The organism is Janthinobacterium sp. BJB301 (genome assembly GCF_002735685.1).
In the GTDB taxonomy this organism is placed as follows: domain Bacteria; phylum Pseudomonadota; class Gammaproteobacteria; order Burkholderiales; family Burkholderiaceae_D; genus Janthinobacterium; species Janthinobacterium lividum.
The window spans coordinates 79,029-105,249 of the sequence record NZ_PDZJ01000006.1 but is presented as its reverse complement, the minus strand read 5'-3'; the positions used below and the strand labels follow the sequence as shown (position 1 = coordinate 105,249).

At 62.3% G+C, this 26,221-nt stretch carries 26 protein-coding genes; 20 read left to right on the top strand and 6 right to left on the bottom strand.

The window, feature by feature from the left end; genetic code table 11:
- Positions 1–34 precede the first annotated feature (34 nt).
- The 4 genes from CSQ91_RS25960 (at position 35) to CSQ91_RS29045 (ending at position 6,246) form a co-directional block, all read left to right on the top strand.
- Positions 35–487: a hypothetical protein gene (locus CSQ91_RS25960; protein WP_099390023.1), complete on the top strand. Its 453-nt coding sequence runs from the start codon at positions 35–37 to the stop codon at positions 485–487.
- Between the two features lie 36 nt (positions 488–523).
- Positions 524–4,219: a tubulin-like doman-containing protein gene (locus tag CSQ91_RS25955; protein WP_099390022.1), complete on the top strand. Its 3,696-nt coding sequence runs from the start codon at positions 524–526 to the stop codon at positions 4,217–4,219.
- A 204-nt stretch (positions 4,220–4,423) separates the two neighbouring features.
- Complete coding sequence (locus CSQ91_RS25945) at positions 4,424–5,479, top strand: hypothetical protein (RefSeq protein ID WP_180278521.1); 1,056 nt, start codon at positions 4,424–4,426, stop codon at positions 5,477–5,479.
- 17 nt (positions 5,480–5,496) lie between these two features.
- Positions 5,497–6,246, top strand: a complete 750-nt coding sequence (locus CSQ91_RS29045) for a hypothetical protein (protein ID WP_180278520.1) — start codon at positions 5,497–5,499, stop codon at positions 6,244–6,246.
- A 113-nt stretch (positions 6,247–6,359) separates the two neighbouring features.
- On the opposite strand, the gene trmL is transcribed toward CSQ91_RS29045, so the two are convergent.
- Together trmL and CSQ91_RS25925 are read right to left on the bottom strand one after the other, a co-directional pair.
- Positions 6,360–6,830, bottom strand: a complete 471-nt coding sequence (gene trmL, locus CSQ91_RS25930) for a tRNA (uridine(34)/cytosine(34)/5-carboxymethylaminomethyluridine(34)-2'-O)-methyltransferase TrmL (RefSeq protein ID WP_034784868.1) — start codon at positions 6,828–6,830, stop codon at positions 6,360–6,362.
- A 42-nt stretch (positions 6,831–6,872) separates the two neighbouring features.
- Positions 6,873–7,622 carry a ComF family protein gene (locus tag CSQ91_RS25925; RefSeq protein ID WP_099390018.1) on the bottom strand — a complete coding sequence of 250 codons (750 nt, stop codon included), beginning with the start codon at positions 7,620–7,622 and terminating at the stop codon, positions 6,873–6,875.
- A gap of 57 nt (positions 7,623–7,679) precedes the next feature.
- Here CSQ91_RS25925 and CSQ91_RS25920 point away from each other — a divergent pair, with 57 nt between their 5' ends.
- The 7 genes from CSQ91_RS25920 (at position 7,680) to CSQ91_RS25895 (ending at position 13,741) form a co-directional block, all read left to right on the top strand.
- Positions 7,680–8,603: a methyltransferase domain-containing protein gene (locus tag CSQ91_RS25920; RefSeq protein WP_257217483.1), complete on the top strand. Its 924-nt coding sequence runs from the start codon at positions 7,680–7,682 to the stop codon at positions 8,601–8,603.
- Positions 8,604–9,067: 464 nt separating this feature from the next.
- Positions 9,068–10,276: a cytochrome c oxidase subunit II gene (gene coxB / locus CSQ91_RS25915; RefSeq protein WP_034784872.1), complete on the top strand. Its 1,209-nt coding sequence runs from the start codon at positions 9,068–9,070 to the stop codon at positions 10,274–10,276.
- A 13-nt stretch (positions 10,277–10,289) separates the two neighbouring features.
- A complete protein-coding gene (gene ctaD / locus CSQ91_RS25910) occupies positions 10,290–11,894 on the top strand; it encodes a cytochrome c oxidase subunit I (RefSeq protein ID WP_034784874.1) in 1,605 nt (534 codons plus the stop codon).
- 51 nt (positions 11,895–11,945) lie between these two features.
- Positions 11,946–12,050: a cytochrome oxidase small assembly protein gene (locus CSQ91_RS29095; RefSeq protein WP_211551746.1), complete on the top strand. Its 105-nt coding sequence runs from the start codon at positions 11,946–11,948 to the stop codon at positions 12,048–12,050.
- A gap of 1 nt (position 12,051) precedes the next feature.
- A complete protein-coding gene (locus CSQ91_RS25905) occupies positions 12,052–12,624 on the top strand; it encodes a cytochrome c oxidase assembly protein (RefSeq protein WP_034784875.1) in 573 nt (190 codons plus the stop codon).
- Between the two features lie 9 nt (positions 12,625–12,633).
- Positions 12,634–12,840, top strand: a complete 207-nt coding sequence (locus CSQ91_RS25900) for a DUF2970 domain-containing protein (RefSeq protein ID WP_034749002.1) — start codon at positions 12,634–12,636, stop codon at positions 12,838–12,840.
- Between the two features lie 40 nt (positions 12,841–12,880).
- The gene (locus CSQ91_RS25895) at positions 12,881–13,741 is read left to right on the top strand and encodes a cytochrome c oxidase subunit 3 (protein ID WP_034784877.1); all 861 of its coding nucleotides are present in this window, start codon (positions 12,881–12,883) and stop codon (positions 13,739–13,741) included.
- 119 nt (positions 13,742–13,860) lie between these two features.
- Here CSQ91_RS25895 and CSQ91_RS25890 read toward each other — a convergent pair whose 3' ends face one another.
- The gene (locus tag CSQ91_RS25890) at positions 13,861–14,061 is read right to left on the bottom strand and encodes a twin transmembrane helix small protein (protein WP_034748996.1); all 201 of its coding nucleotides are present in this window, start codon (positions 14,059–14,061) and stop codon (positions 13,861–13,863) included.
- Positions 14,062–14,097: 36 nt separating this feature from the next.
- Here CSQ91_RS25890 and CSQ91_RS25885 point away from each other — a divergent pair, with 36 nt between their 5' ends.
- Genes CSQ91_RS25885 through CSQ91_RS25860 form a run of 6 tightly spaced genes read left to right on the top strand, consistent with a single transcriptional unit; the run spans position 14,098 to position 19,263 of the window.
- Positions 14,098–14,856: an SURF1 family protein gene (locus CSQ91_RS25885; RefSeq protein WP_034784879.1), complete on the top strand. Its 759-nt coding sequence runs from the start codon at positions 14,098–14,100 to the stop codon at positions 14,854–14,856.
- Positions 14,837–15,466, top strand: a complete 630-nt coding sequence (locus tag CSQ91_RS25880) for an SCO family protein (protein WP_099390016.1) — start codon at positions 14,837–14,839, stop codon at positions 15,464–15,466. Before CSQ91_RS25885 ends, CSQ91_RS25880 begins: the two co-directional genes overlap by 20 nt.
- Before the next feature lie 18 nt (positions 15,467–15,484).
- Positions 15,485–16,654, top strand: coding sequence for a COX15/CtaA family protein (locus tag CSQ91_RS25875; RefSeq protein WP_099390086.1), 1,170 nt, complete (start codon positions 15,485–15,487; stop codon positions 16,652–16,654).
- The gene (cyoE, locus tag CSQ91_RS25870) at positions 16,655–17,554 is read left to right on the top strand and encodes a heme o synthase (protein WP_070258805.1); all 900 of its coding nucleotides are present in this window, start codon (positions 16,655–16,657) and stop codon (positions 17,552–17,554) included.
- Positions 17,551–18,144 carry an SCO family protein gene (locus tag CSQ91_RS25865; RefSeq protein ID WP_034784885.1) on the top strand — a complete coding sequence of 198 codons (594 nt, stop codon included), beginning with the start codon at positions 17,551–17,553 and terminating at the stop codon, positions 18,142–18,144. The genes cyoE and CSQ91_RS25865 overlap by 4 nt, the downstream gene beginning before the upstream one ends.
- 42 nt (positions 18,145–18,186) lie before the next feature.
- The gene (locus CSQ91_RS25860; protein ID WP_099390015.1) at positions 18,187–19,263 is read left to right on the top strand and encodes an AI-2E family transporter; all 1,077 of its coding nucleotides are present in this window, start codon (positions 18,187–18,189) and stop codon (positions 19,261–19,263) included.
- Here CSQ91_RS25860 and CSQ91_RS25855 read toward each other — a convergent pair whose 3' ends face one another.
- Positions 19,264–20,604, bottom strand: a complete 1,341-nt coding sequence (locus CSQ91_RS25855) for a hemolysin family protein (RefSeq protein WP_034785374.1) — start codon at positions 20,602–20,604, stop codon at positions 19,264–19,266.
- A gap of 120 nt (positions 20,605–20,724) precedes the next feature.
- The gene (locus tag CSQ91_RS25850) at positions 20,725–22,059 is read right to left on the bottom strand and encodes an MFS transporter (RefSeq protein WP_099390014.1); all 1,335 of its coding nucleotides are present in this window, start codon (positions 22,057–22,059) and stop codon (positions 20,725–20,727) included.
- Between the two features lie 181 nt (positions 22,060–22,240).
- On the opposite strand from CSQ91_RS25850, the gene CSQ91_RS25845 reads away from it, so the two are divergent.
- A complete protein-coding gene (locus CSQ91_RS25845; RefSeq protein ID WP_099390013.1) occupies positions 22,241–23,260 on the top strand; it encodes a serine hydrolase domain-containing protein in 1,020 nt (339 codons plus the stop codon).
- Here CSQ91_RS25845 and nhaR read toward each other — a convergent pair whose 3' ends face one another.
- Positions 23,261–24,157, bottom strand: coding sequence for a transcriptional activator NhaR (gene nhaR / locus CSQ91_RS25840; RefSeq protein ID WP_070258811.1), 897 nt, complete (start codon positions 24,155–24,157; stop codon positions 23,261–23,263).
- 115 nt (positions 24,158–24,272) lie between these two features.
- On the opposite strand from nhaR, the gene CSQ91_RS25835 reads away from it, so the two are divergent.
- Positions 24,273–25,352: a DUF475 domain-containing protein gene (locus tag CSQ91_RS25835; protein ID WP_099390012.1), complete on the top strand. Its 1,080-nt coding sequence runs from the start codon at positions 24,273–24,275 to the stop codon at positions 25,350–25,352.
- Between the two features lie 131 nt (positions 25,353–25,483).
- On the top strand, positions 25,484–26,059 hold the full coding sequence (locus CSQ91_RS25830; protein ID WP_034784897.1) for a TerD family protein: 576 nt from the start codon (positions 25,484–25,486) through the stop codon (positions 26,057–26,059).
- Positions 26,060–26,221: the final 162 nt, after the last annotated feature.

The following is a 26,221-nucleotide window of genomic DNA, read 5'->3' as shown; positions in this document are numbered from 1 at the left end:
CTTAAAAATTCCTTCCATTTAACAGAGGCATACCATGGCGCAAGACACTCCAAAAGACAACGCAGGTTTTACCTTGCCGGCCCCGGTAACGGCTCCGGCATCCGCACCACCGGCCGCCGACGCATCCGCGGCCAGCGCCGCCACCGCCACGGCCACCACCGAACCGGCGCCCGCGTTCGATGCGGCCGGGACGACCGATACCTCGTCGCGCGACACCCTGGTCGGCGGCGTGGTGCTGTTGCTGCTGTTTATCGCCTTTTTCTTTGCCAAGAATGCCTATGCGAATGGCCTGGTGGCCAAGCGCGTGCCGCCGAACAAGGCCAATGCCTCGGGCTGGTGGCTGTTCATCTTCCTGGCCAGCCTGGCGACCGGTGTCGTGCTGGCCGCCGTGAACGCGCATAAATTCCTTGCGCCACTGTTCATGGGACCGCTGGTGCTGGTGGGCCTGGTTGCCCTGTTGCTGACATTTACTTCCAGCCGCCGCTAAGAACACGCCGTTGCACGCATCATCGAAGGAATCACCATGGCAGAGAACCTGAACCAAACCATCACCGGCGGCGCCAGCGAGCGCAAGCAGGACAAGATCATCGAACTGCGCCCGACCCTGTTCATCGGCATCGGCGGCACTGGCATGCAGGTGCTGATGCGCGTGCGCCGGCGCATCCTCAACACCCTGTGGGGCGGCGCGGGCAACCGTACGCGCATCGAGGGGCTGGCCGACTTTCCCATCGCGCAATTCATCCATTTCGACCTCGACAATGGCGCCGTGATCGAAAGCGGCGAGTCGCAGGCGAAGGACTTGCAGTTCGACCAGGTGAAGTTCACGGACGACGACAAGGTGGTCGAATCGTTCGACATGGACAAGTACAGCCGCGATGAAGATTCCCTGGAGAAGTATCCGCACATCAAGGAATGGCTGCCGCTGACGCCGCAGCGCATCCGCGAACTGCGTTTCGACATGAGCAGCGGCGCGGGCCAGATCCGCGCCGTCTCGCGCCTGTATTTCTTCGACAAGTATGCCAAGATCCGCGACAAGATCCGTTTGAAGCTGAAAGCCCTGAAAGCGGGCCTGTCGCACGAGCGCCAGCTGGCCGAACTGGGTTTGCGCATGGAAACGAACCGTTTCCGCATCGTCATCGTCGGTTCCGTCGCGGGCGGCACGGGTTCCGGTTCCTTCCTGGACATGGGCTTGCTGGCGCGCTGGCTGGCGCGCAGCGAAGTGGGCGCGGCCGACGTCGAGCTGATGCTGTTCTTGCCGACCGGCTACACCAAGGCCAACAAGGACCGGGTCGAGGCCAACGGTTACGCGGCGCTGATGGAGCTGGAATCGGCCATGATGGGCAACAAGGGCTATGTGGGCCGCTGGGATGCGTATGACCGCCCGGAACTGACGCGCGAGCCGTACAGCGAGGTTTACCTGATCGATTCGGGCAACCTGGCGCAGCAGCACACCAAGGATGTCAGCGACGTCTACCATATGGTGGCCGATTCGCTGTTCGAGGATTTCGCCTCGGCCGACTTCGCGCGCGCCAAGCGTTCGATCGCCGTCAACCAGGCGCAGCACAAGAACTCGCTGTACAACGCTCCCGTGCCGCAAGACCGTTTCGGCGACATGCGCCTGTATTTCTCGAAGCGCTTTTCCTCGTTCGGCATGGCCGTGCTCGATACGCGCCAGGAAGCGGCGCGCGACGAGCGGGCCCACCGCTGGGCCGGCGCCATGCTGCAAGCATTCTTTGGCGTGGGCGGCACGGATGCGGGCGCCAACCGCGCCACGGATACGCAGCGCGATAATTTCCTCGCTGCCAATATGTTCCTGAAGGGCACGCCGTTCAGCGATTTCCCCGAGTTTTCCGACAAGAGCATCGAACTGAAGCGCTCCAGCGGCGACTTCATCGATTTCCGCGTCGTCGATGAATTGCTGGAAGACCGCCATGGCCACTTGCTGGCCGGCGTGGAAAACCGCGTCAATACGCGCATCAACGATATCCGCACGGGTTTCGACCGCAGCGAATGGCCGGCGCAGGTGCGCGACGCCATGAAGCACCTGGAGCGCGACGCCGTGCGCGACCAGGATTCCACGGCCGACACGACGGAAGACCGTATCAGCAAGCGGCGCCGCGAAGTGCTGGAAGACGTCAAGAAAGTCGTGCGCGACCAGCTGTATGGCTACCTGGACAACAAGGAATTCGGCGGCCTCGAATACGTGCTGTCGCTGGTGGAACAGATCAAGGACCGCATCGAGGCGCCGGGCAGCGGCTTGACGGCGCAGATCGGCAACAATGCCGAGCGTTACCGTGAAATCAAGGAAGCCGTGCGCTCGCGCGAATACGAGCGCCTGCTGAACAACCTGGAGCAGACGCGCAGTACCTTCGGCTTCCTCAGCAATGGTGAAAAGCAGGCGGGCGTGGTGATGGACCATCTGCGCACGGAAATGGCGAATGCCCTGAAATTCCATTTGCGCGCCAAGGCGGCGGACGAGTCCGTGCTGCTGCTGGGCGAACTGTCGCGCTGGCTGGGCAACCGTATCGGCGTCGACGCACAAGGCCGCGCGCAGTGGAATGGCCTCGTGGGCGAGCTGCAAACGGGCCGCGAAGGCGTGCTGGCCATGCTGGCGGAATTGAAGACGGCCAATACCATCCTGCAAAAGGACCTGGACAAGGAACACGCGACCCTGATCGTCATTCCCGTCACGGAAAAAGACATCGCGCTGCCATCGGCGGCCACCTTGCGCCAGTGGGCCGATGAAGCGTTCAAGGACATGGGCGGCTCGAAAGCGCTGTTCCCCATGCTGGGCGAACCGGCGCAGCGGGGCTTGATCCTGGCCAAGGTCACGCGCATGGCCGAGAACATGATCGCCACGGCTGGCCTGGCCGAAGGGGCGACGAGTACGCCCGACCCGCTGTTCGAAGCGCTGGAACAGATGGATGTGTCCGAACGCCTGGACCGTTTCCGCAAGCTGCTGGCCTGCTCCATGCCGTGGATCGACGCCAACATGGCGGGCGACTTCACGGTCGTGTCGGACCAGTTCAAGAGCGTGATCGGCGTGGCCAACGCGGCCGCCTTCAAGGCGAAGTTCGGCGCCGAGCTCGAATCGTGCGTGCCGACCCAGGTGGGCATCACGGTGAGCCAGCTGGAAATCGTCGAGACGGGCATCCGCGGGCGCGCCGTCTGCTATTGCGAACTGGCCGGCGTGCCGATGACGGTGCTGCGCGGCCTGGAAGGCTGGCGTACCAGTTACCGCAAGGAAGGCGACAACGACAAGGCGCCGACCCACACGCACATCGATCCGACGCAATTCACGCACCCGATCGCGCCGAACACGGACGAGATGAAGCGTCTGGCGGAAGACTTCGGCGAATTCCTGCAAGCGATCATGCTGGGCGTGTTGACACGCCACACGGGCCGGGTCGTGCCGCCGGGCCAGTACCAGTTTGCCGTCGAACCGGGCGATTTGCGTCGCATCGGCAATGAACGGGCCATCCGCCAGAACGGCATGCCTGCCTCGTACGAGAAAAATATCGCCCTGCGCATCGAAGAAAAATTGACGGCGCTTGACGCCGTGCAGACGGCGGCCATGGCGGCGCTGGCAAAATACTACGAGCGTGGCGTGTATGCGCCCAAGCTGGTGGCGCAGGCCGATGGCTCGCAGCTGCCGTACATCGGCTTTGGCAGCGCCATTTCCGCCGAAGTGGGCGCGCGCCTGCGCGAGTCGGCGCGCCGCAAGGGCATGGCCAGCGACGAGCTCGACCACACGGTGCAAGCCTTGCTGGGACGCCTGAAGGAGTGGGCGAACGTCATCGGCGACTCCGACAGCGATGCCTACGACTGGGAAGTGCGCGAGCCGGAAGCGGACGGCCAGCCCCGCCTGAAATATGCGATCAAGGCGGAAATGCTGGAAGCGGGGCGCCTCGAGCAATTGCTGCGCCCGGCAGGTGCGGCCGCTGCCCCTGCGGCAACCGCGTTCGGCATGCCACCACCGCTGGGCGGCATGCCGCCGCCGCTGGTGGAATACCAGTATTTCCTGGGTATAAACGGCCAGCAGCAGGGACCGTTCACGGCCCAGCAGATCGTGCAGTACGTGCAGGCAGGGCAAGTCGCACCAAGCACCACCAAGGTGTGGCGCGCCGGCTTGCCGGCCTGGGTCGACCTGGCCCAGTTCCCTGAACTGGCGCCTTTGTTCCTAGGCGCGCCGCCACCGTTGATGCCGCCGCCTTTGTGAACGCTGGAATGACGTTGGAATGAAGGATTAGTTTTGGATATCTGCAACAAATGCAAGACGGGCCTGTGGACCGTTGTCAGCCATTGCCCGTACTGTGGTCACGCGGTGGCTGGCGCTGTCCGGGCAGCTGCGGCCGTGCCGCCGCCGCTGCCCGGGCCAGAGCCGGTACCAGCGCCCCCGCCGGTAGCGCCCAAGCCGCCGCCCGTGCCTGTGGCGCCTGTGCCGACGCCGAAACCGCCGCCGGTGCCGGTGTCCGCGCCGGCTGCCGTGCCGCCGCCAGCGCCGCCGAAGCCGGCCCAGCCGAAAGCCGTGCCGAAGCCCGTGCAGGCAGCTCCACCTGCGTCAACCGAAGCACCGCCACCGCCACGCAAGTGGCTGCGCTGGCTGGGCGGTATTGCCGTGCTGGCAGCCGTCATCGTCTACATGAATGGCAAGCCGGGCGGAAAGAATGAGTCGGCCTGCAATGACGCCATCGACAGTGGCTTGCAACTGGTGGCGAATGGCAGCCTGGAAGGCGCCCGCCAGAAGCTGGCGACGGCGAAGAATGTGTGTACGGGCAAGTCCAGCGCCAAGGCGGACGACTTGCAGGCGGCCATCGGCAAGGCGGGCGCCGCATCGGGCAGTTGCCAGCGGGGCGTGCGCGCCATCGAGCGCAACATTGATGGCCATCAATTGCAAAGTGCGGCCAAGGGCATTGCCGCGCTCGACGCCGATTGCGCGGGCGCTGCCAGCGTGGATTCCCTGCGCAAACAGCTGGCGCGCCAGCAGGCGGCAGCCGCGTCCGTGCTGGTGGGAGTGCGCCAGGCGCTGGACGGCAAGGATGCGACGGCGGCAAGGAATGGCATCGCCAGGCTGGAAGCGATCGACCGCGAAGCGCTGGAATTGCCGCAGTTGAAGGCCGACGTGCAGGCGCTGTCGGCGGCCGCGGAGCCTGCCCCGGCGCCGGTGGAAACGGCACCGGCCCGCGCCGTGCCAGCGGAACCTGCGCCCGCACGCGCGGTCGAACGTTCAGCGGTGGCCGAACGCCGTCCGCCGGAAACGTCGCCCGTCGATAGCGGCGCAGCCATGCGCAACGAGATGGCGCAATCGTTCTTGCGCGATGCCGAGCGTTCTTTGCTGGAAGGGAAATTCGATGCGGCCAAGACGTATCTGGAAAGCGCGCGCCGCGTCGATCCGGGCAATGCGCGCATCGACAATCTGTCGCGCCGCATCCGCGAGCGCGAACGGCAAGTGCTGCAGACGGAAACAACGATCAATTAGCTATCTGGGGAATCACCATGCTGAACCACACCACCTTGCGCGCAGCCGCTGCGCTGACCATTGCGGCCATGCTGGCCGGCTGCGCCACGGCGCCGATGAACCCGAACGGCGTGCGCCAGGACAATTCCTATCCGCAGGGTGGAAGCCAGGCGGCCACGGATGAGGACCCGTGCAGCATGGGCGCGACGGCGGCTGCCGGCGCGGCCGTGGGAGCACTGCTGGGCGCGCTGGCGGGCGGCAAGAATAGCGCGCTGAAGGGCGCGGCCATCGGCGGCGGCCTGGCGGCGGCCGGTTGCCTGGCCATCAATGTCAATTCGCGCCAGACCAAGACGGCGGCGCAGGCGGACCGCGACTACATCCGCACGCGCGGCGCGCTGCCGCGCGAACCGCAAGTGGTGTCGTACACGCCGCAGCTGAGCGCATCGACCGTCAAGCGCGGCCAGCCGTTCAAGGTTAATTCGGTGGTGGAGCTGGTCAACGGCAGCGCGCAAAGCGTCAACGACGTGCGCGAAGAGCTGGTGGTGCTCGACCCGCAAGGCCAGCCATTCAAGTCCGGCTCGAAAGCCCTGGCCAGCAACAACAAGTCGGGCGGGCGCTTTGAAAACTCGTTCGAGCTGACCTTGCCGGCCGGCGTGTCGCAGGGCGTGTATGGCGTCAAGACGAATCTGTACGTGAACGGCAAGCTGGCCGCCACGCGCGACCTGCGCACGCAGCTGGTAATGCTGGACGTGGATACGGGCGTTGACGCGCAGCTGGCGCTGCGCTGATTGCCGTATGCAAACGCGTAGGTCGGATTAGCGGGGTAAAGCCCCGCGTAGTCCGACAACGCCACTAACGCCAACAATGTTGTCGGATTATGGCCCCTTGGGCCTGATCCGACCTACGCGCCACCTTGATACCCATGCTGGCGCCAGGCCTCGTAGACGACGACGGCCACCGTATTCGACAGATTCAAGCTGCGGTTGTCCGGGCGCATCGGCAGGCGGATGCGTTGCTCTGCAGGAAAGCCGTCGCGCAGAGCCGGATCGAGGCCTTTCGTCTCGGAACCAAACACGAACACGTCGCCCGGCAGGAAGGCCACGTCGCCGAACGGGCGCGAGCCGCGCGTCGTCATGGCGAACATGCGGGCCGGGTCGGGCTGGGTGTCGGCCAGGAACGCTGCCCAGTTCTTGTGCACCTTCATCTTGGCGTAATCGTGGTAATCGAGGCCGGCGCGCTTCATCTTGGCATCGTCGAGCGGAAAACCCAGCGGTTCGACCAGGTGCAGCTGCGCGCCCGTGTTGGCGCACAGGCGGATGACGTTGCCCGTATTGGGCGGGATTTCAGGTTCTACCAAAACAACGTGAAACAAAATGCTCTCCTTGGGTCTGTCTGTATCTAATATATAGCGAATTCAATGCGGCGGCGTGCGCGCCACCACCAGTATGCTGACCCTGGCCGCGCCTTCGCTCTTGCAGGCGGCGGCCAGCGCGTTGACGGTGTGGCCGCTGCTCATCACGTCGTCGACGATGCCCACATGGCATCCTTGCAATAATGGCGCGTGTTCCGGCGCAATGGAGAACGCGTGCGCCAGGTTGGCTTGCCGCTCCTGCGGCGCCACGCCGCTTTGCGCCCGGGTTTCGCGCACCCGCAGCGCCAGGCGGGGCTGTAAATGCACGTGCAGCAGGCGCGCCAGCGGGCGGGCAATTTCCAGCGCCTGGTTAAAGCCCCGTTCGGCCAGCCGGGCCGGGCCCAGCGGCACCGGGCACAGCAACTGCGGCGCCTCCCAATCCGGCTGTTGCTGAATGGCAACATGCAGCAATTCTGCCAACAGGGGCGCCAGCGCCAGGCGCGCGCCGAATTTCAGCTGCAGCAGCAACTGGTCGACGGGCGCCGCATAATCAAACGCCGTGACGGTGGCGTCATACGCGGGCCGCTGGCGCAAACAGCGTCCGCACAGCGTTGCCACATCGTCGAGCGGATTGGCACACTGGCGGCAGCGGTGCCGCAGCAGTCCCAGGTACTGTGCGCGGCAGGGCGGGCACAGCACTTCCGGGCAGCCGATGCCGCACAGCGCGCACTGGGCCGGCAGCAAGGTGGCGCCCAGCCACAGCCGCAGCGCCTGCCACGCGGCATCAAGGCGGTGCTGGGTGGCGGTCCGCATCGCGATGGCGTCGTTCCATGTACACTGCCGACATTATCTCACCTCACCCGATTCAACATGCCAGTTCCCACCAGTCCGCCCAAAATGAGTGCGCCCATCGATGCGGTGCAAGTACGCGATTTCTTTTCCCGTCCGGCGCGCATCGCGCCGTCGGACTTCCTGCGCCGCGAAGTGTCGGCACGCATGCACGAGCGCCTGGAGCTGGTGAAAATCACGCCGCACCGTGTGCTTGACGCCGGCTGCGGCCCCGGTGCGGATCTGGCGCAGTTGCAAAAGGATTATCCCGCCGCGCAGATTATCGGTCTCGATGCAGCGCAAGCGATGATGCAGGCGGCGCGCGCGCCCGCGTCGAAACTGGCCAGCCTGAACCAGTTCCTCAGCAAACTGCTGCCGGCCAAGGCGGGCGTGGATCTGCTGTGCGGCGACCTCGGCGACCTGCCGCTGGCGCAGGGCAGCATCGACCTCGTGTGGTCCAACCTGGCGCTGCACTGGCATGCCCAGCCCGACCGCGTGTTTGCCGAATGGCGGCGCGCGCTGCGCCTCGATGGCTTGCTGATGTTTTCCTGTTTCGGTCCCGACACCTTCCGCGAAGTGCGCGACGCCTTTGCCGAGGCCGATTTATATCCGCACGCCTTGCCCTTTGTCGACATGCACGACTTTGGCGACATGCTCGTCGAGACGGGTTTTTCCACGCCCGTGCTGGATATGGAAATCATCACCGTCACCTACGATACGGCGGAAAAACTGCTGGCGGACGTGCGCGCCTTCGGCGGCAATCCGCTGACCACCCGCCGGCGCGGCCTGATGGGCAAGGCGGCCTGGCAGCGCATGCTGACCGCGCTGGAAAAGATGCGCCGTCCCGACGGCAAGCTGGGCCTGAGTTTCGAGGTGATCTATGGCCACGCCTTCCGTCCCGCGCCGCGCGTGACGCGCAATGGCGAGGCGATCATCCGCTTTGATTTGCCGAGAAAGCCCAAATAAAAGGCTAAAGAAACCGACACTTGGTCGCATTCGCGCATGGATGCAGCAGCAAGCGTTGCAAAGCGCGCGGCGGCCAGGAGAAGGGCGCGCACAAAGCCGATTATTGCTTGATGGATTCAAGTTTACTTGATTATAATCGTTGATTGTTTGTCAGCTTGCTAAGTAGAAAAAACAAGGGCTGCATACAAAATAAAAAAAACAAAGCAAGACTAATTCGAAGTTACTGCATTAGTATAGTAACCATCTTCCACACAAGGCCATTTCAGTGTGGGGAAGAAAAACAGGGTTCCAGCATGGTTGCGCGCCGCCGTTTTTGCTGCGGCAGCCAGCATGGAATTCGCTGGTGCTTGACGCACATGGCCGTATTCTGGCCGTGTTGCTTTCATGGAGGAGCGGCAGCGGTCCAGTACGGAGAAGTCCGCAGCCGTTTAAAATATCATTATTTTTGGGTGGTTGGGGAAAACATGACACATGCAAAGCGACTTCAATCGTTGCTGCTCGGGCTGTCTTTGACAGCGTTTGGCATCGGGCGATGGGCCACGGCGGCACCGGCTGCCGGCACCTATCCCGGCACCGGCGGTCCCGTGCCGTTCGAAATGAATCTGCAACCGCCGGCGACACAGATCGCCCATGAAATCTACGATTTGCACACCCTGATGATGATCATCTGCCTGGTGATCTTCGTAGCCGTGTTCGGCGTCATGTTTTATTCCATCTTCAAGCACCGCAAGTCCCTGGGCCACAAGCCGGCCACTTTCCACGAAAGCACCACCGTCGAGATCGCCTGGACCGTCGTGCCTTTCCTGATCGTCATCGGCATGGCCCTGCCTGCCACGCGCACCGTCGTCGGCATGAAGGACACCTCGAACGCCGACATCACCATCAAGGCCACCGGGATGCAGTGGAAATGGGGCTATGACTACCTGAAAGGCGAGGGCGAAGGCATTTCCTTCCTCTCCAACCTGGCCACGCCGCGCTCGCAAGTGGGCGCGCCAGGCGTGCCGCCGACGGAAAAACGGGGCGAAAACTACCTGATCGAAGTCGACAACGAAGTTGTCGTGCCGGTCAACAAGAAGATCCGCGTGGTGCTGACGGCCAACGACGTCATCCACGCCTGGTCCGTGCCCGCCTTCGGCGTCAAGCAGGATGCGATTCCCGGCTTCGTGCGCGACACCTGGTTCAAGGCCGACCATATCGGCACCTTCCGCGGCAATTGCGCCGAGCTGTGCGGCAAGGAACACGCGTTCATGCCCATCGTCGTCAAGGTGGTCTCCGCCGATGACTACAAGGCCTGGGTTGATGTAAAACAAAAGGAAATGGCGGCATTGGCTGATGATCCAAGCAAGGTGTGGACCATCGACGAGTTGAAGGTCAAGGGAGAGAAAGTGTATGCGGCCAACTGCGTGGTCTGCCACCAAGCGACAGGCAAGGGCGTGCCAGGTGCATTCGCGCCGCTGGACGGCTCGGCCGTGGTGAACGGTCCGAAAGCGGAACAGATCCATGTCTTGCTGAACGGGCAAAAGAGCGGCAAGTATCCGGCGGAAATGCCAGCCTGGAAACAGCTGTCCGACACGGAAATTGCCGCAGTGATCACTTACACGCGCAATACCTGGTCGAACAAGGCCGAAGAGAACATCGTTCAACCAGCCGAAATCGTGGCTGCACGCAAGTAATTAGGAGTCGCATATGAGTACTAGCACGAGCACTAGCACCTTGGACCACGCCGGTCACGATCACGACCATGCCCACGATCATCCCACTGGCTACCGCCGCTGGCTGTTTGCCACCAACCACAAGGATATCGGTACTTTGTACCTGTGGTTCTCGTTCATCATGCTGCTGTCGGGCGGCGTGCTGGCCCTGATGATCCGTACGGAACTGTTTCACCCAGGCTTGCAATTCTTTCACCCGGAATTTTTCAATCAACTGACCACCATGCACGGCCTGGTGATGGTGTTTGGCGCCATCATGCCGGCCTTCGTCGGCTACGCCAACTGGATGATCCCGCTGCAAGTGGGCGCGTCCGACATGGCCTTTGCCCGCATGAACAACTTCTCGTTCTGGCTGCTGCCGCCGGCCGCCATCCTGCTGGCCACGTCCTTCCTCGTGCCGGGCGGCGCCACGGCTGCCGGCTGGACCCTGTATGCGCCGCTGTCGACGCAGATGGGCCCCGGCATGGACATGGCGATTTTTGCCATGCACCTGATGGGCGCCTCGTCCATCATGGGTTCGATCAACATCATCGTCACCATCCTGAACATGCGTGCACCGGGCATGACACTGATGAAAATGCCGATGTTCTGCTGGACCTGGCTGATTACCGCCTATCTGTTGATCGCCGTCATGCCCGTGCTGGCCGGCGCCATCACCATGACCCTGACGGACCGCCATTTCGGCACCTCCTTCTTTAACGCGGCAGGCGGTGGCGATCCCGTCATGTACCAGCACATCTTCTGGTTCTTCGGCCATCCCGAGGTCTACATCATGATTCTGCCGGCCTTCGGCATCGTCTCGCAGATCCTGCCGGCGTTTGCCCGCAAGCCCCTGTTCGGCTACGCGTCGATGGTCTACGCTACCGCTTCCATCGCGATTCTGTCGTTTATCGTCTGGGCGCACCACATGTTTACCACCGGCATGCCGGTGACCAGCCAGCTGTTCTTCATGTACGCGACCATGCTGATCGCCGTGCCGACGGGCGTGAAAGTGTTCAACTGGATCGCCACGATGTGGAAAGGTTCCATGACGTTCGAAACGCCGATGCTGTTCTCGGTCGGCTTCATCTTCGTGTTTACCATGGGCGGCTTCACGGGCCTGATCCTGGCCGTCACGCCGATCGACATCCAGCTGCAGGATACCTATTATGTGGTGGCGCATTTCCACTACGTGCTGGTGGCCGGTTCGCTGTTTGCCCTGTTCGCCGGCTTCTACTACTGGTCGCCGAAATGGACGGGCCACATGTACAACGAGACGCGCGGCAAGATCCACTTCTGGCTGTCCCTGATCACGTTCAACGTGACCTTCTTCCCGATGCACTTCCTGGGCCTGGCCGGCATGCCGCGCCGCTACGCCGACTATCCGGCGCAGTTCACCGACTTCAACATGATCGCCTCGATCGGCGGCTTCGGTTTTGGCCTGATGCAGGTGTACTTCCTGTTCTTCGTGGTCTTGCCGACCATCCGCGGCGGCAAGGCTGCGCCAGCGAAACCATGGGAAGGCGCGGAAGGCCTGGAATGGACCGTGCCGAGCCCGGCGCCTTTCCACACGTTTGAAACGCCGCCGACAGTGAAATAAGGTATCCCGGGCCGGCGTGTTCCGCGGCCCGTCTTGAATAAAGTGCCTGTCATGACCGAACGTAAAAAACCGAACAACCTGCGTACCGGGCTGATACTGGGGGCCCTGGCGGCCTTCTTCTTCCTGTCCGTATTCGTCAAGCGCATGTGGCTCTGACGTGACGACGCCCGACCAACAGGAAACACGCGGCCTGAACCGCAAGATGCTGGGCAAGCTGCTCGTCATTGCCGTGCTGATGTTCGGCTTTGGCTATGCCCTGATTCCCGTCTACAAGCAGATTTGCGAAGTGATGGGCATCAACGTGCTGACGCAAAAAGATGGCACGGTGGCCTACGACAACAATACGCAGGTCGACACGACGCGCAGCATCACCGTCGAGTTCGACGGCAATGCGCAGGGGCCATGGCGCTTCCGCCCGACGGTGTCGAGCATGCAGGTGCATCCGGGCGAACTGGTGACCGTCATGTATGAAGTGGTCAACACGCAAAACCGCGTCGTCAACGCGCAAGCCATCCCCAGCTACGCGCCACAGAGCGCCACGCCGCATTTCAAGAAGGTCGAGTGCTTCTGTTTCAAGCAGCAGACCTTGAAACCGAAGGAAGCGCGGCAGATGCCGGTGGTGTTCTTCCTCGATCCGGCCCTGCCGAAAGAGGTGAAAACCATCACCCTGTCGTACACGTTTTTCGAGATAGCCGGTCTGAGCCAGGCTCAGACGCCGGCCGTCCAATAGGAGAGTGGCATGGGCGAATCCAAGCAGCCTGAAAAAGCGTCGTTCCTGTATTCGCTGCGGGCCGTCGTGTGGTCATTCACGGGACTGCGCCGCAAGAGCGATTTCGACACGGATTCGGCCAAGCTCAACCCCGTGCACATCGTCATCGCCGGTTTCCTGGTGGTGGCTTGCCTGATCGGCATATTGATTTCGATTGTCAAATTCGTCGTTTTATAAATTATAAAAAACCACCCTATAAGTTTTTGAGGAGATGATGATGAGTTCCAACCACGCCGCCGTACCTTATTATTTTGTGCCTGGCCCGTCGCGCTGGCCCATGCTGGGCGGCGCCAGCCTGCTGCTGACCATGATCGGCGCCTCGGCCTGGGTCAACGACGTTTCCTGGGGCCCGTACCTGAATTACCTGGGCCTGGCCGGCATCCTGCTGGTGCTGTATTTCTGGTTCGGCGACGCCATCAGCGAATCGGAACAGGGCCTGTACAGCGAGCGCATCGACCACTCCTTCCGCTGGAGCATGAGCTGGTTCATCTTTTCGGAAGTCATGTTCTTCGCCGCCTTCTTCGGCGCCCTGTTCTACGCGCGCAGCATCTCCATGCCGTGGCTGGCCGACCTTGACCACAAGGTGATCTGGCCCGATTTCGCCGCCCACTGGGGCAATACGGGGCCGGCTGGCACGGTGCAGGAATTCACCACCATGACGCCGTTCTGGATTCCGACCATCAACACGGCCTTGCTGCTGCTGTCGGGCGTGACCCTGACCATTTCGCACCATGCGCTGCGCGCCGGCCACCGCGGCATGACGGCCCTGTTCCTGTTCGCCACGATCTTGCTGGGCGCCATCTTCATGGGCTTCCAGGTGTATGAATACATCCACGCTTACAGCGAACTGAACTTGAAATTGACGTCGGGCATCTACGGCGCCACCTTCTTCATGCTGACGGGTTTCCACGGCTTCCACGTGACCCTGGGCGCCATCATGCTGTCCGTCATCCTGTACCGCGTGCTGAAAGGCCACTTCACGCCCGAGCACCACTTCGGCTTCGAAGGCGCCGCCTGGTACTGGCACTTTGTCGACGTCGTCTGGCTGGGTCTGTACGTGGTCGTGTATTGGTTATAATGGCGGGGCAGGGCGCGCGTTGTTGAGGGGCGCGCCGGCACCATAAAAAAAGCCGTACCGGGACATCCTGGGTACGGCTTTTTTCTTAGTCTGAAGAATTTGCCAATCAGGCAAGAAGCTTAGTGTATGCCCGTCGGCTGGATATAGCCCAGCTTGTGCGCCAGCAGGATCAGCAAAAACAGGGTGATCGACAAGCCCACGCGCAGGGCCAGCGCTTGCACGGTGCGGTTGCTCTTGCCCTTGTCGCGCATGAGGAAGAACAGGGCCGAGCCCAGGCTGCCCAGAATCAGGATGAAGGCAATGGCAACGAGGATTTTCATGGATGGTAGCGCCTGGCTTGAGGAGGTTTCATTGTAATGCGTATCCGCTTCCATTTTAGATGGATTCCATTTGTTGTAATGCTGCTACTGGTGGCCCTGGGGTGTTCTTTGGCGCAATGGCAGCAGCGCCGTGGCGACGAGAAAGTCGCCCGCGCCGCCCGGCTCGAGGCGGGCAACCTGGCCGCACCGCTGGCATTGACGGCCGCGCCCCTGCTGCCGGCCGATGCGCAAGCGATCGAATATCGCCGGATCACCGTCACCGGCCATTTCGTGCCCGCCTGGACCGTGTACCTGGACAACCGCCCCTACAAAGGGCAAGCGGGCTTCCACGTGCTCACTCCATTCCAGATCGACGGTTCTGCCATGCACGTGCTGGTGGCGCAGGGCTGGTTGCCGCGCAACAATGCCGAGCGCACGCGCATTCCTGATTACGCCACGCCGGCCGGCACGGTGACGATTTCCGGCATCGCGCGGCTGAATGCGGGCCATGTGATGGAACTGGGCACGGCACCGGCCCTGGCGCCGCACGCCATCGTGCAAAATGCCGATATCGCCCAGCTGGCCCAGGCGAGCGGCCTGGCCTTGCAGCCATTTATTCTCGAACAAACGGCTGATTCAGTGGATCCTTCAGCGACGGCGCCAGCATCCGGCCAGCTTCCCGTGCGCGACTGGCCGGCGCCCGACCTGGGCGCCGACAAGCACCGCGGCTATGCATTCCAGTGGTATGCACTGGCACTGATGGCCTTTCTATTTTTTGTCTTTACAGGATTTCGACGTGCAAACAAACAGCCCTGACACAACGCAAGACAGCACCAATAAACAGGCACAAAATACGGGACGGTGGAAATTGCTGGCCGTCGTTGCCGTGTGCGCGTTTCCCATCATCGCCTCGTATTTCACGTATTACATCATCAAGCCCACGGGCCGCAACAATTACGGCGCCCTGATCGACCCGCGCTTGCACCCGATACCGGAAACGCAATTGCAGGTGACGGAACTGGACGGCAAGGCGGCACCGCTGGCGCAATTCAAGGGCAAGTGGGTGCTGCTGCAAACGGGGCCATCCGATTGCCAGGAAACATGCAAGAAGCAATTGTTTGACATGCAACAACTGCGCCTCATGCAGGGCAAGGAACGCGAACGCCTGGAACGGGTCTGGCTGGTGACGGATGCCCAGCCGCTCGACACCCTGGTGATGCGCGAATTCGACGGCACCAGCATGCTGCGCGTTAATAGCGACGCCTTGAAAGCGTGGTTGCCCGTGGAGCCGGGCGGCAAGACCAGCGACCATTTTTATTTGATCGATCCGCTGGGCAATCTGATGATGCGCTTCCCGAAAGACGCGGACCCGAACAAGATCAAGAAAGACATCGCCAAGCTGCTCAAAGCTTCGGCGATCGGTTGAGGAGTCTGCATGCCGACGATGCATCTCTCCGCGCTGGCCCAGCTGGGCTTGACGGGTCTGCTGGTGGCGCTGCTGCCGCTGACCATGGTCTGGGTGTCCGCGGACGCCAATAAATACCGCAAGCTCGTGTGGATCGCCGTCTTCCTGACGGTCGACCTGATCATGTTTGGCGGCTTTACGCGCCTGTCCGATTCCGGCCTGGGCTGCCCGGACTGGCCAGGCTGCTATGGCTCGGCCAATCCTTTCCTCGCGCACGAGCACATCGTCGCGGCGGAAACCCTGATGCCGACGGGGCCCGTCACGGTGGTCAAGGCATGGATCGAAATGACGCACCGCTACCTGGCCATGGCCATCGGCGTCTTGATCGTGGCGATGATGGTGCAGGCGTGGCGCCAGTGGAAGAAAAGCAAACGCGAGGAATTCGCTCCCGCGCTGCCGACGGCGCTGTTTTTGTTCGTCTGCCTGCAGGGCGCGTTCGGCGCCTGGACCGTCACCCTGAAGCTGCAACCGGTGATCGTCACCATCCACTTGCTGCTGGGCATGGGCTTGCTGGCCATGCTGACGTGGCTGGGCGGACGCCAGGACCATGCCGTGGCACCAATCAAGCGCGCCGATGCGGACGAGTCCGTGCTGCGCCCCGTGCGCGCGCTGGCGATTTTTTCGCTCGTGCTGCTGACCGTGCAGATCGCGCTGGGCGGCTGGGTGAGCACCAACTACGCCACGCTGGCCTGCACGGATTTCCCCCTGTGCGGCGGCAAGGTGATTCCGGAGATGGATTTCGAGCATGGTTTTCATCTGTGGCGCGAACTGGGCAAGACGGCCGCCGGCCATTATTTGCCGTTTTCCGCGCTGACGGCCATCCACTGGGTGCACCGCAATTTCGCCTTTATCGTGCTCGCTGGCATCGGCTACACGGTGTTTCGCGCGTGGAAACTGCCGTCCTTGCGCGGCACGGCCCGCTGGGTGGCGCTGGTGCTGGCACTGCAGGCGGCCACGGGCCTGGCGACCATCTACCTGAGCTGGCCATTGTCGATTGCCGTCATGCATAACGGCGGCGCGGCGCTGCTCGTCTTATTGCTGACCATGTTAAACTACAAGGCTAAATTCCAACTCGATGTAGCGCGGAAATCTGCTTCCGCCGCCGCGCCAGTGCCCTCGGCACCAGCCAGTCCTTCCCGTATCGCATAAATGACTACTCAGACCATCAGCCGTAAACCATCCCCCCGCATCGCCCAGTATTGGGCGCTGACCAAGCCCCGCGTGACGCAACTGGCTGTATTTTGCGCCGTCATCGGCATGTTCCTGGCCAGCGAGGAGTTGCCTGACTGGCATGCAGTGGTGTTCGGCACCATCGGCATCTGGCTGCTGGCCGGCGCCGCGTTTGCCGTCAATTGCCTGGCCGAGCGCGAAATCGACGCGCGCATGGCCCGCACGGCGCGCCGCCCGATGGCCATGGGCGACATCACCGTGAAACAGACGGTGGTATTCGCGCTGGTGATCGGCGGCCTGGGCATGGCGATTTTGTATCACCTCGTCAATCCGCTGACCATGTGGCTGACCTTTGTCACCTTTGTCGGCTATGCCCTGATCTACACCATGGTGCTCAAACCCGCAACGCCGCAAAACATCGTCATCGGCGGCCTGTCCGGCGCCATGCCGCCCGCGCTGGGCTGGGCCGCCGTCGCCAACGACGTGCCGATGCAGGCGTGGCTGCTGGTCCTGATCATCTTTGTCTGGACGCCGCCGCATTTCTGGGCCCTGGCCATGTACCGCCGCGACGATTACGCGCGCTCGGGCTTGCCCATGCTGCCCGTCACGCACGGCTTGAAGTTTACGCAATTCCACGTCTGGCTATACTCGATCGCGCTGGCCGCCACCACCTTGCTGCCGTATGCCGTGCGCATGAGCGGCCTGATCTACCTGGCTTCGGCCGTGGTGCTGAACGCCGGCTTCCTGTATTACGCGTGGAAGATGTACCGCCACTACACGGACTTGATCGCGCGCAAGGCCTTTACGTTTTCCATCATCTACCTGGCCTTGCTGTTCGCGGCTTTGCTGGTTGACCACTACATTCCTCTCGGCACATGAAAAAATACCTGACTCTGTTGCTGGCGGCCGCGCTGGTCGCCGTCCTGGCCGGCTGCGGCAAGCCTGCCGCGCCGAAGCTGGCCTTCAAGAACACGGACGTGACGGGCCTCGGCTACGCGCGCGAGTTCGCGCTGACGGACCACACGGGCCATCCGCGCACCCTGGCCGACTACAAGGGCAAGCTGGTGCTGATGTTTTTCGGCTACACGCAATGCCCCGACGTCTGCCCCACCACCATGGCCGACATGGCGCAGGTGATGCAGGAAATGGGCCCGCAGGCGGACCAGGTGCAAGTGCTGTTCGTCACCGTCGACCCCGAGCGCGACACGCAAGCCTTGCTGGCCGAATACGTGCCGGCCTTCGACAAGCGCTTCGTGGGACTGTATGGCGATGCGGCCGCGACGGCCAAGGTAGCCAAGGAATTCAAGGTGTATTACGCCAAGGTCGAGGGCGAGACGGACGAGAGCTACACGGTCGACCACACGGCCGGCACCTATGTCTTCGACCGCGAAGGCAAGATCCGCCTGTTCGTGCGCCACGGCGAAAAGCCTGCCGCCATCGCGCACGATCTTAAACTTCTGCTATCCTGACCTGATCGCGCCCCCGGGCGCCATCTTCAGGATACGCAGTACATGGATAAACATTTCGAGCCGCACGCCCGCCTGGCAGCCATCATCTTCCTGTTGATCGGCTGCTTTTTCGTCTTGCGGCCCTTCCTCGCCGCCATGCTGTTTGCCGCCTGCGTGGGCATTTCCAGCTGGCCCCTGTATCTGCTGCTGCTCGAACGCCTGAAAGGCCGGCGCAATTGGGCGGCCGCCATCATGACCCTGTCCTTGATCCTGGTCATCGTGCTGCCGCTGGCCCTCGTCACCTACAACCTGGCCGACAATGTGTCGCGCATCTATGAACAGTTGCGCACGGCGCTGGAATCGGGCGGCCTGCATCCGCCGGCCTGGCTGGCCAGCATTCCCGTGGTGGGCGAAACCATCGCTGGCTACGTGGAGCGCCTGCTCGCCGACCGCGAGGAATTATTGAATTTGGGCAAGACGATGCTGGAACCGGCGCGCCATTTCCTCGCTTCCGGCGGCATCCTGCTGGGCACGGGCCTGGCGCAGACCAGCCTGGCCGTGTTCGTCAGCTTCTTCCTTTACCGCGACGGCCAGCAGCTGAGTCGTGCCCTGATGACGGGCGCCGGCCGCATCATCGGCGACAGCGCGCCGGGCGTGGGCCTGACCATCAGCCGCACCGTGCGCGGCGTCATGTACGGCTTGCTGGGCACGGCGCTGGCGCAAGCCCTGGTGGCCGTGGTGGGTTTCCTGATCGCCGGCGTGCCGGCCGTGGCGCTGCTGGGCGTGGCCACCTTCATCTTTTCGCTGATTCCCGTGGGCCCGCCCTTGATCTGGGGCGGCGCCGCCATCTGGCTGTTCAATGACGGCCAGACGGGCTGGGGCATCTTCATGCTGGTGTGGGGCGGTTTGCTGATCAGCGGCGTGGACAATGTGGTCAAGCCCATGCTGATCAGCCGCGGCAGCAGCCTGCCGTTCCTGCTGGTGCTGCTCGGCGTGCTGGGCGGCGTGCTGGCCTTCGGCTTCGTCGGCATTTTCATCGGGCCGACCCTGCTGGCGGTACTGTACAGCTTGCTGCAAACGTGGACGGTGGGCGAGACCACCGTGCCGCAGGGAAAAGATACCCTGACGAGCAAGAAGTAATCAGTCGCGCAAGTCTGCGTCGAGGTCCCGTTCCTGCTTCGGGATCACCTTGATCAGCACGATGCGGGGCCCGTTCATCTTCTTGACGACGATGTCGAAGTCGACAAAGGTGATGCGCTGGCCCTGCTTCGGAATGTCGCCCAGCTTGACCATGATCAAGCCGCCCACCGATTCCACGTCGTCCAGCCCCAGTTCCTCGTTTTCGATATCGATGCCGAGGATGCGTTCGAGCGAGAAGATGGGCAGGCTGGCCTTGCCGATCAGGGTACCGTCGCTTTGCTTGAGCCAGTCGTTTTCATTGCGGCGGAATTCATCGCGGATTTCGCCGACCATGGCGCCGAGCAAGTTGTCCAGGGTGATGAACCCCAGCGGGCGCTTGCCCTTTTCGCCGATCAGGGCGAAGTGGGGTGCGCCGTCGCGGAAGCGGCGGAACAGTTCCAGCGCCGGCGTGCGCGCGGAAATGATGTCGACGGGACGCAGAAACGGCGTGAGCGAGGTGATCGGCTTGCCTGCCTGCTGGGCAAAGAACAGGTCTTTCAAGTGCACCACGCCCAGCACGTCGTCTTCATTCATGTCGAAATACGGGTAGCGGCTGAAGCGGTTGCGCAGCACCGTGTCGAGGTTTTCTTCCAGGGTGTTTGAAGCGTGCAGGGCGATCACTTCATTGATCGGGCGCATCAGGTCCGACACCGTCATCTGTTCGAAATCAAGCGATTGCGCCAGGATGTTGCGCTCGTCGCGCGTGAATTTCTCGCCCGGCTGGCTGGTGCGCAGGATCAGTTTCAGCTCTTCGGATGAATAATGGGCGTCGTGGCCGCCCTTGCCGGACAGGCCCGCCATGCGCAGCACCCAGTTGGCGCTGGCGTTGAGCAGGTAGATGGCCGGATACATGGCCCAGTAAAAACCGTACAGGGGAATCGCGCTCCACAGGCCGACGGCTTCCGGGTTGCGGATGGCCATCGATTTGGGCGCCAGTTCGCCCACGACGATATGCAGGAAGGAAATCACGCTGAAGGCAACGACAAACGAGACGCCGTGGATCAGCTCTTGCGAGGTGACGCCGATGGCGCCGAACAGCGGTTCGAGCAAGCCGGCAAACGCCGGTTCGCCGACCCAGCCCAGGCCCAGCGAAGCGAGAGTGATGCCCAGCTGGCAGGCGGACAGGTAGGCATCCAGCTGGCCATGCACCTTGGCCAGGATGCGGCCCCGCAATCCCTGTGTCTTGGCGATGGCGCGGATGCGTGTGCGCCGCAAGGTGACGATGCCAAATTCGGCGGCAACAAAAAAACCGTTCAGCGCGACCAGGAAGAGGGCGAGCAGGACTAGCAAGACATTGTGCATGGGGGCGCTGAAGATGGGCTGTAAAAACGACATCTTAAACGACGAAGGGCGCCATAGCCTAATTTAGCCGCGCTCGCCGCCTGTGCAGGCTGGCGGGCGCGGCAGGTTTTTCACGCTTGTTCAGCCTTTGGCCGCCGCTTGCGGCCCGCCGCGCATGGCAAACACCATGATGGCCGAGACGATGGCGGGAATGGCGACGACGAGGAAAATCGTGCTGTTGGGCCAGTTCAGGCGGATCAGCTCGCCACCGAGCACGGGACCGATGATGGAGCCGATGCGCCCGATGCCCAGGCTCCAGCCGATGCCCGTCGAGCGCAGGGTGGTCGGATAGTAGCTGGCCGCGAGGGCGTTGACGGCCGGCTGGCCGCCCACCACGCAAAAACCGGCGATGAAGATCGTGATGAACAGGAAAGCGAGCGAGACGTCCGGACGGCCGATCAGGGCAATCGCCACGGCGGCGACGAGGAAGCATGGCAGCAGGATGCGGCGGAAGCTGGAGCGGTCGATCAGCTGGCCCATGACCAGGGTGCCGATGGTGCCGCCCACTTGCAGGGCCGTGCCGGCCAGCACGGCGTTGGCCGTGGACAAGCCCGCTTCCTTGGCAATCGTCGGCAACCAGTTGGACAGGAAATACAAGTTGAGCAAGTTCATGAAATTGATGACCCACAGCAGGATCGTCATCTTTGCGCGGCCGCCCGTAAACAATTGCAGCACGGGCGCGCCCTTGTGCTCTTTCTCGTGCACGAGGTATTGCGTGTCGGCCGTGATGGTGACCGTCGGGTCGATGCGTTTCAGCCACTTGGCGACTTTATCGAGCTTGCGTTTCTTGAGCACCAGGAATTGCATCGATTCCGGCAGCAGGAAGAACATCAGCACGCCGATGGCGAGCGGCACCACGCCGCCCACGTAAAACACGGATTGCCAGCCGAATGCGGGAATCAGCGCGGCGGACAATAAACCGCCCAGCACGGCGCCCAGTGTAAAGCCGCACGAGACCAGCATCATCAGGGTGACTTTCTTGCGCAGGGGGCTGTATTCGCCGGCCAGCGCCATGGCGTTCGGCATCACGGCGCCCAGGCCCAGGCCCGTGATGAAACGGATCAGCTGCAATTGCTCGATGGTGGTGGCCAGCGGCGTGACCAGCATGCACAGCGAAAAGAAGATGGTCGAGCCGATCAGCACGGGGCGGCGGCCGAACTTGTCGGCCGTGATGCTGAAGACGAGCGAGCCCACCAGCATGCCCAGGAGACCCGCGCCGAACACGGGGCCCAGGTTAGCCTTGCTCACATGCCAGTCGGCAATGATGGCAGGCGCCACATAGCCCATCGCCTGCACGTCGAAGCCATCCATGATGACGCATAGCCCGCACAGGATCAGCATGCCGATCTGGAAGGAGCCGATCTTGTTGTTATTGATGAGATCGGGAATATCGATCGTCGTGCCTGCCGTGGACATAGTGTCGCTCCTGTTTTTATGGTGATCGCGCCCTGCCGGCGAGGGACGGGCGCGTGTTTGTCTCAGGCTTTATTACAATCGCTTTTGATTGATTATTCAAACGTTATTTTCGAATGGATTTATCGGATTAGCTAATGAATATGGCACAAAAGTAATCTTGCCTGCATGCTAAGATCGCGCCATGAAAAATCTTCTCAGCCACTTTCTTGCCTTGCAAGCCAGCCTGCCGGCGCACGGTCCCGGTTTCAGCGCGCTGATCCAGCGCGATGGCGAGACCTTATTGGAACTGCATCATGGCCTGGCGTGCCTGGAACTGGGCGTGCCCCTGACGGCGCAGTCGCGCTACTACCTGGCGTCGGAATCGAAGCAATTCACGGCCGCCTGCGTGCTCGACCTGGTGCGCCAGGGCGCCATCGGCCTCGACGACGACGTGGCGCCCCATCTGCCCGAAGTGCGCCAGTTCGGCGCCGTCGTCACGGTGCGTCAATTGTTGAATCACACCAGCGGCATTCCCGATTACTTCGACTACCTGGCGTGCCAGCTGGGCCGCCACGACAGCGATTATTTTGACAATGCGCTGCTGCTGCGCCTGATCGCGCGGATGGAGGATCTGACATTTCCGCCCGGTAGCGCGTATGCCTACAGCAATTGCAATTACATCTTGCTGGCCAAGCTGGTGGAAGCGCTCGCCGGCCAGCCGCTGGCGGCGCAGGCGCGCGAACGCCTGTTCGCGCCGCTGGGCATGCACGCCACGGCCTTTGATGTCGACCGGCAAGCTGTCATGCCCCAGCGCGTGCGCAGCTATAGCGTTGATCCCGCGCAGGCGGGCGGCTATCGCCAGCACCTGGGCAATGCGAATACGGTCGGTGACGGCGGCGTGTATGCCTCGCTGCACGACCTGGCCCTGTGGGAGCGCGACTGGCAGCGCCAGTACCGCGATCCGTCCAGCCTGGTGCGCGCGCAGCTGGCGGAAACGCCGGGCCCCGATGGCCTGAGCTGGTCCTACCGCTACGGGCTGGAGCAAATCGGGCATGGCGGACGCACGGTGGTGTTCCATGACGGTGGACTGTGGGGTTTCCGGGCCTTGCTGCTGCGCGTGCCCGAGGCGGGCCTGTCCGTGATCCAGCTGGCGAATGTGGACAGTTGCGAGCCGGACCAGGCGGCCTGGCTGGCGGCCATCGCTGCCGACCTGGGCGACTGATCAGTGCCGGCTCGGCACAGCTGCCAAAATGACATCGAGTGCCGGGTGCATGATCTTGCGCTCGTTCGAGATGACGTAAAACTGCTCGCGCAGGGACGAGGCGTCGCCGACCAGCACGGCGCCAAATTGCTCCTCGATGTCGGCCGCCAGGCTGGCGGACGCGAAGAACAGGCCCAGGCCCTTGCGGCCGAACGCGTTGAGCATGGCGTTATCCTCGAATTCGCCGACCACATCGGGGCGCACGCCTTGCTGCACCATCCACTCGTCGATGCGCCCGCGCAGGGCGTTATTGCGCGCCGGCAGCAGGAAGGGGGCGCCACTCAGGCGGTGCGGGAAATCCTCGCGGTAGCGCTCGGCCAGCGCGGGGATGGCGAACAGCTTCATGGCGCTCTCGCCCCACAAATGGCTCGAGACGCGCAGGCTGGCGCCGGCCGGCACGGCACGGTCTGTCAAGACCAGGTCCAGCTTGTGCAGGGCCAGGTCGGCCAGCAGGGATTCGAATTCATCTTCAAGGCACACGAGCTTGACGGGCTTGTCCAGGCTGCGCGTGGCGTCGAGCATGCGATACGCCATCAGTTTCGGCAGCGAGTCGGAAATGCCTACCGTCAGGCGCATCTTTTCCGCGTCGGTGTCGGCCAGCGCTTCCTGCATCTGTTCGCCCAGCAGGAAAATCTGGTCCGCGTAGCCGAGAGCCAGGCGGCCCGCTTCCGTCGGCACCAGGCGCCGTCCCTGCGGCTGCAGCAGGGATTTGCCCAGTTCCTTTTCCAGCAAGGCCAGCTGCGTGCTGATGGTTTGCACGGCCAGTCCCAGCCGCTCGGCCGCGCGCGTCACGCCGCCTTCCTTGGCGACCACCCAAAAGAAGTACAAATGGCGGTAATTGAAACCGGTCGTTTTCATCGCATGCACCTATCTTCTGTTTTTACGAAGTAATGCTTCCATTATCTTCTATTTTTAAATGTGTCACACGTCCTTATACTACGTTCCATTGAATTTGGATAAAGGGGAACTATCGATGAAACATTTCAGAGTGTCATTTCTAGTGACATTTATCTGTCTGGGCATTTCCGCCTGGTGGGGTTACACGCACGGTGGCGTGCAGACGATGCTGGCGGCGCTCGGTATCGCGGTGATCCTGGGCGTGATGGAAGTCTCGCTGTCGTTCGACAACGCGGTGGTCAATGCTTCGGTGCTGAAGAATTGGGACAAGTTCTGGCAGGGCCTGTTCCTGGGCGTCGGTATCATCATCGCCGTCTTCGGCATGCGTCTGGTATTCCCGCTGGTCATCGTGGCGCAAGCGGCGGACCTGGGTTTGATGGAAGTATGGAATCTGGCACTGAGCAATCCTGAACAGTACTCGATGCACTTGACGAATCACCATGCGGAAGTGGCGGCCTTCGGCGGCATCTTCCTGCTGCTGGTGTTCCTGAACTTCCTGCTGGACTCGGAAAAAGAAACGCACTGGCTGGGCCGTATTGAAGAAAAACTGGGCGCGCTGGGCAAGATCTCCTCGATTTCCGTGATGATCGCGCTGGGCACCCTGATGGCCAGCCTGTCGATGATCGAAGAAGGCCAGAAACTGGTGGTGCTGACGGCCGGCCTGTGGGGTATCTTGACCTACGTGGGCGTCGATGTGGTCAGCGGCTTGCTGGAAGGCGATAACGGCGACGGCAACGTGGGCGACATCGTCAAGCGCGGCGGTATTGGCGGCTTCCTGTACCTGGAAGTGCTCGACGCTTCGTTCAGCTTTGACGGCGTGATCGGCGCGTTTGCCATCACCAAGGATGTCGTGATCATCATGCTGGGCCTGGCGATTGGCGCGATGTTCGTGCGCTCGATGACGGTGTTCCTGGTCCGCAAGGGCACGCTCGACGAGTTCGTTTATCTGGAGCACGGCGCGCACTATGCGATCGGTATCCTGGCCGTGATCATGTTGGTCAGCATGAAGTTCCACATTCCCGAGATCTTCACGGGTCTGATCGGGGTGGCCTTCATTCTCGCCTCGCTGTGGTCGTCGATCCGCTACAAGCGCAGGATGGCGCTTGAAGAAGGCCAGGCGGAAGTGCTGGAACCGGCCAAGACAGCAGCAGTGTAAAGAATGCGCGGCAAACGACTACACCGGTTTGTCGGCAAGTTGTAGCAAGCGTCGCCGCCGGCCTGGGGAGTCAGGCCGGTGGAGGACGCCAGGTGTTTGGTCATATACAACCCACATAGGAGAAATACATCATGGCAATCAGTCTGCAAAAAGGCGGCAACGTCAACCTGAGCAAGGAAGCCCCTGGCATTTCGAAGATGATCATCGGCCTGGGCTGGGATGCCCGCGCCACCGATGGCGCCGCGTTCGACATCGACGGTTCCGTGTTCCTGTTGAAGGCCGACGGCAAGGTTCGCGCCGACGTCGACATGATTTTCTACAACAACCTGAAATCGAGCGACGGTTCCGTCACCCACTCGGGCGACAACACCACCGGCGCCGGCGATGGCGATGATGAAACCGTCATCGTCGACCTGGCCACCGTGCCAGCCGAGATCGACAAGATCGCCGTCTGCGTCACGATTCACGATGCCGAAGCGCGCAAGCAAAACTTTGGTATGGTATCGAAGGCGTATGTACGCTGCGTGAATGCCAATGGCAACACGGAAATCGCCCGCTTCGACCTGTCGGAAGACGGTTCGGCGGAAACTGCCATGGTCTTCGGCGAAATCTACCGCAATGGCGCCGATTGGAAATTCAAGGCCATCGGCCAGGGCTACAAGGGCGGTCTGGGTCCACTCGCAGCATCGTTCGGCGTCGGCGTGTAAGGTAGCCACACCAAACCTACTGCGCGGTGCGCTTTGCGGCCGGCGATGCTCACCGGCTCGGCGCCCCCGTACTAAAGTACGGTTGCGCTTCTCGGCCACAAATCACATCCGCTCGCTACGGTTTTGTGCGGCACCGTTATTCTGTAGTAAGGGCGGTTTAGC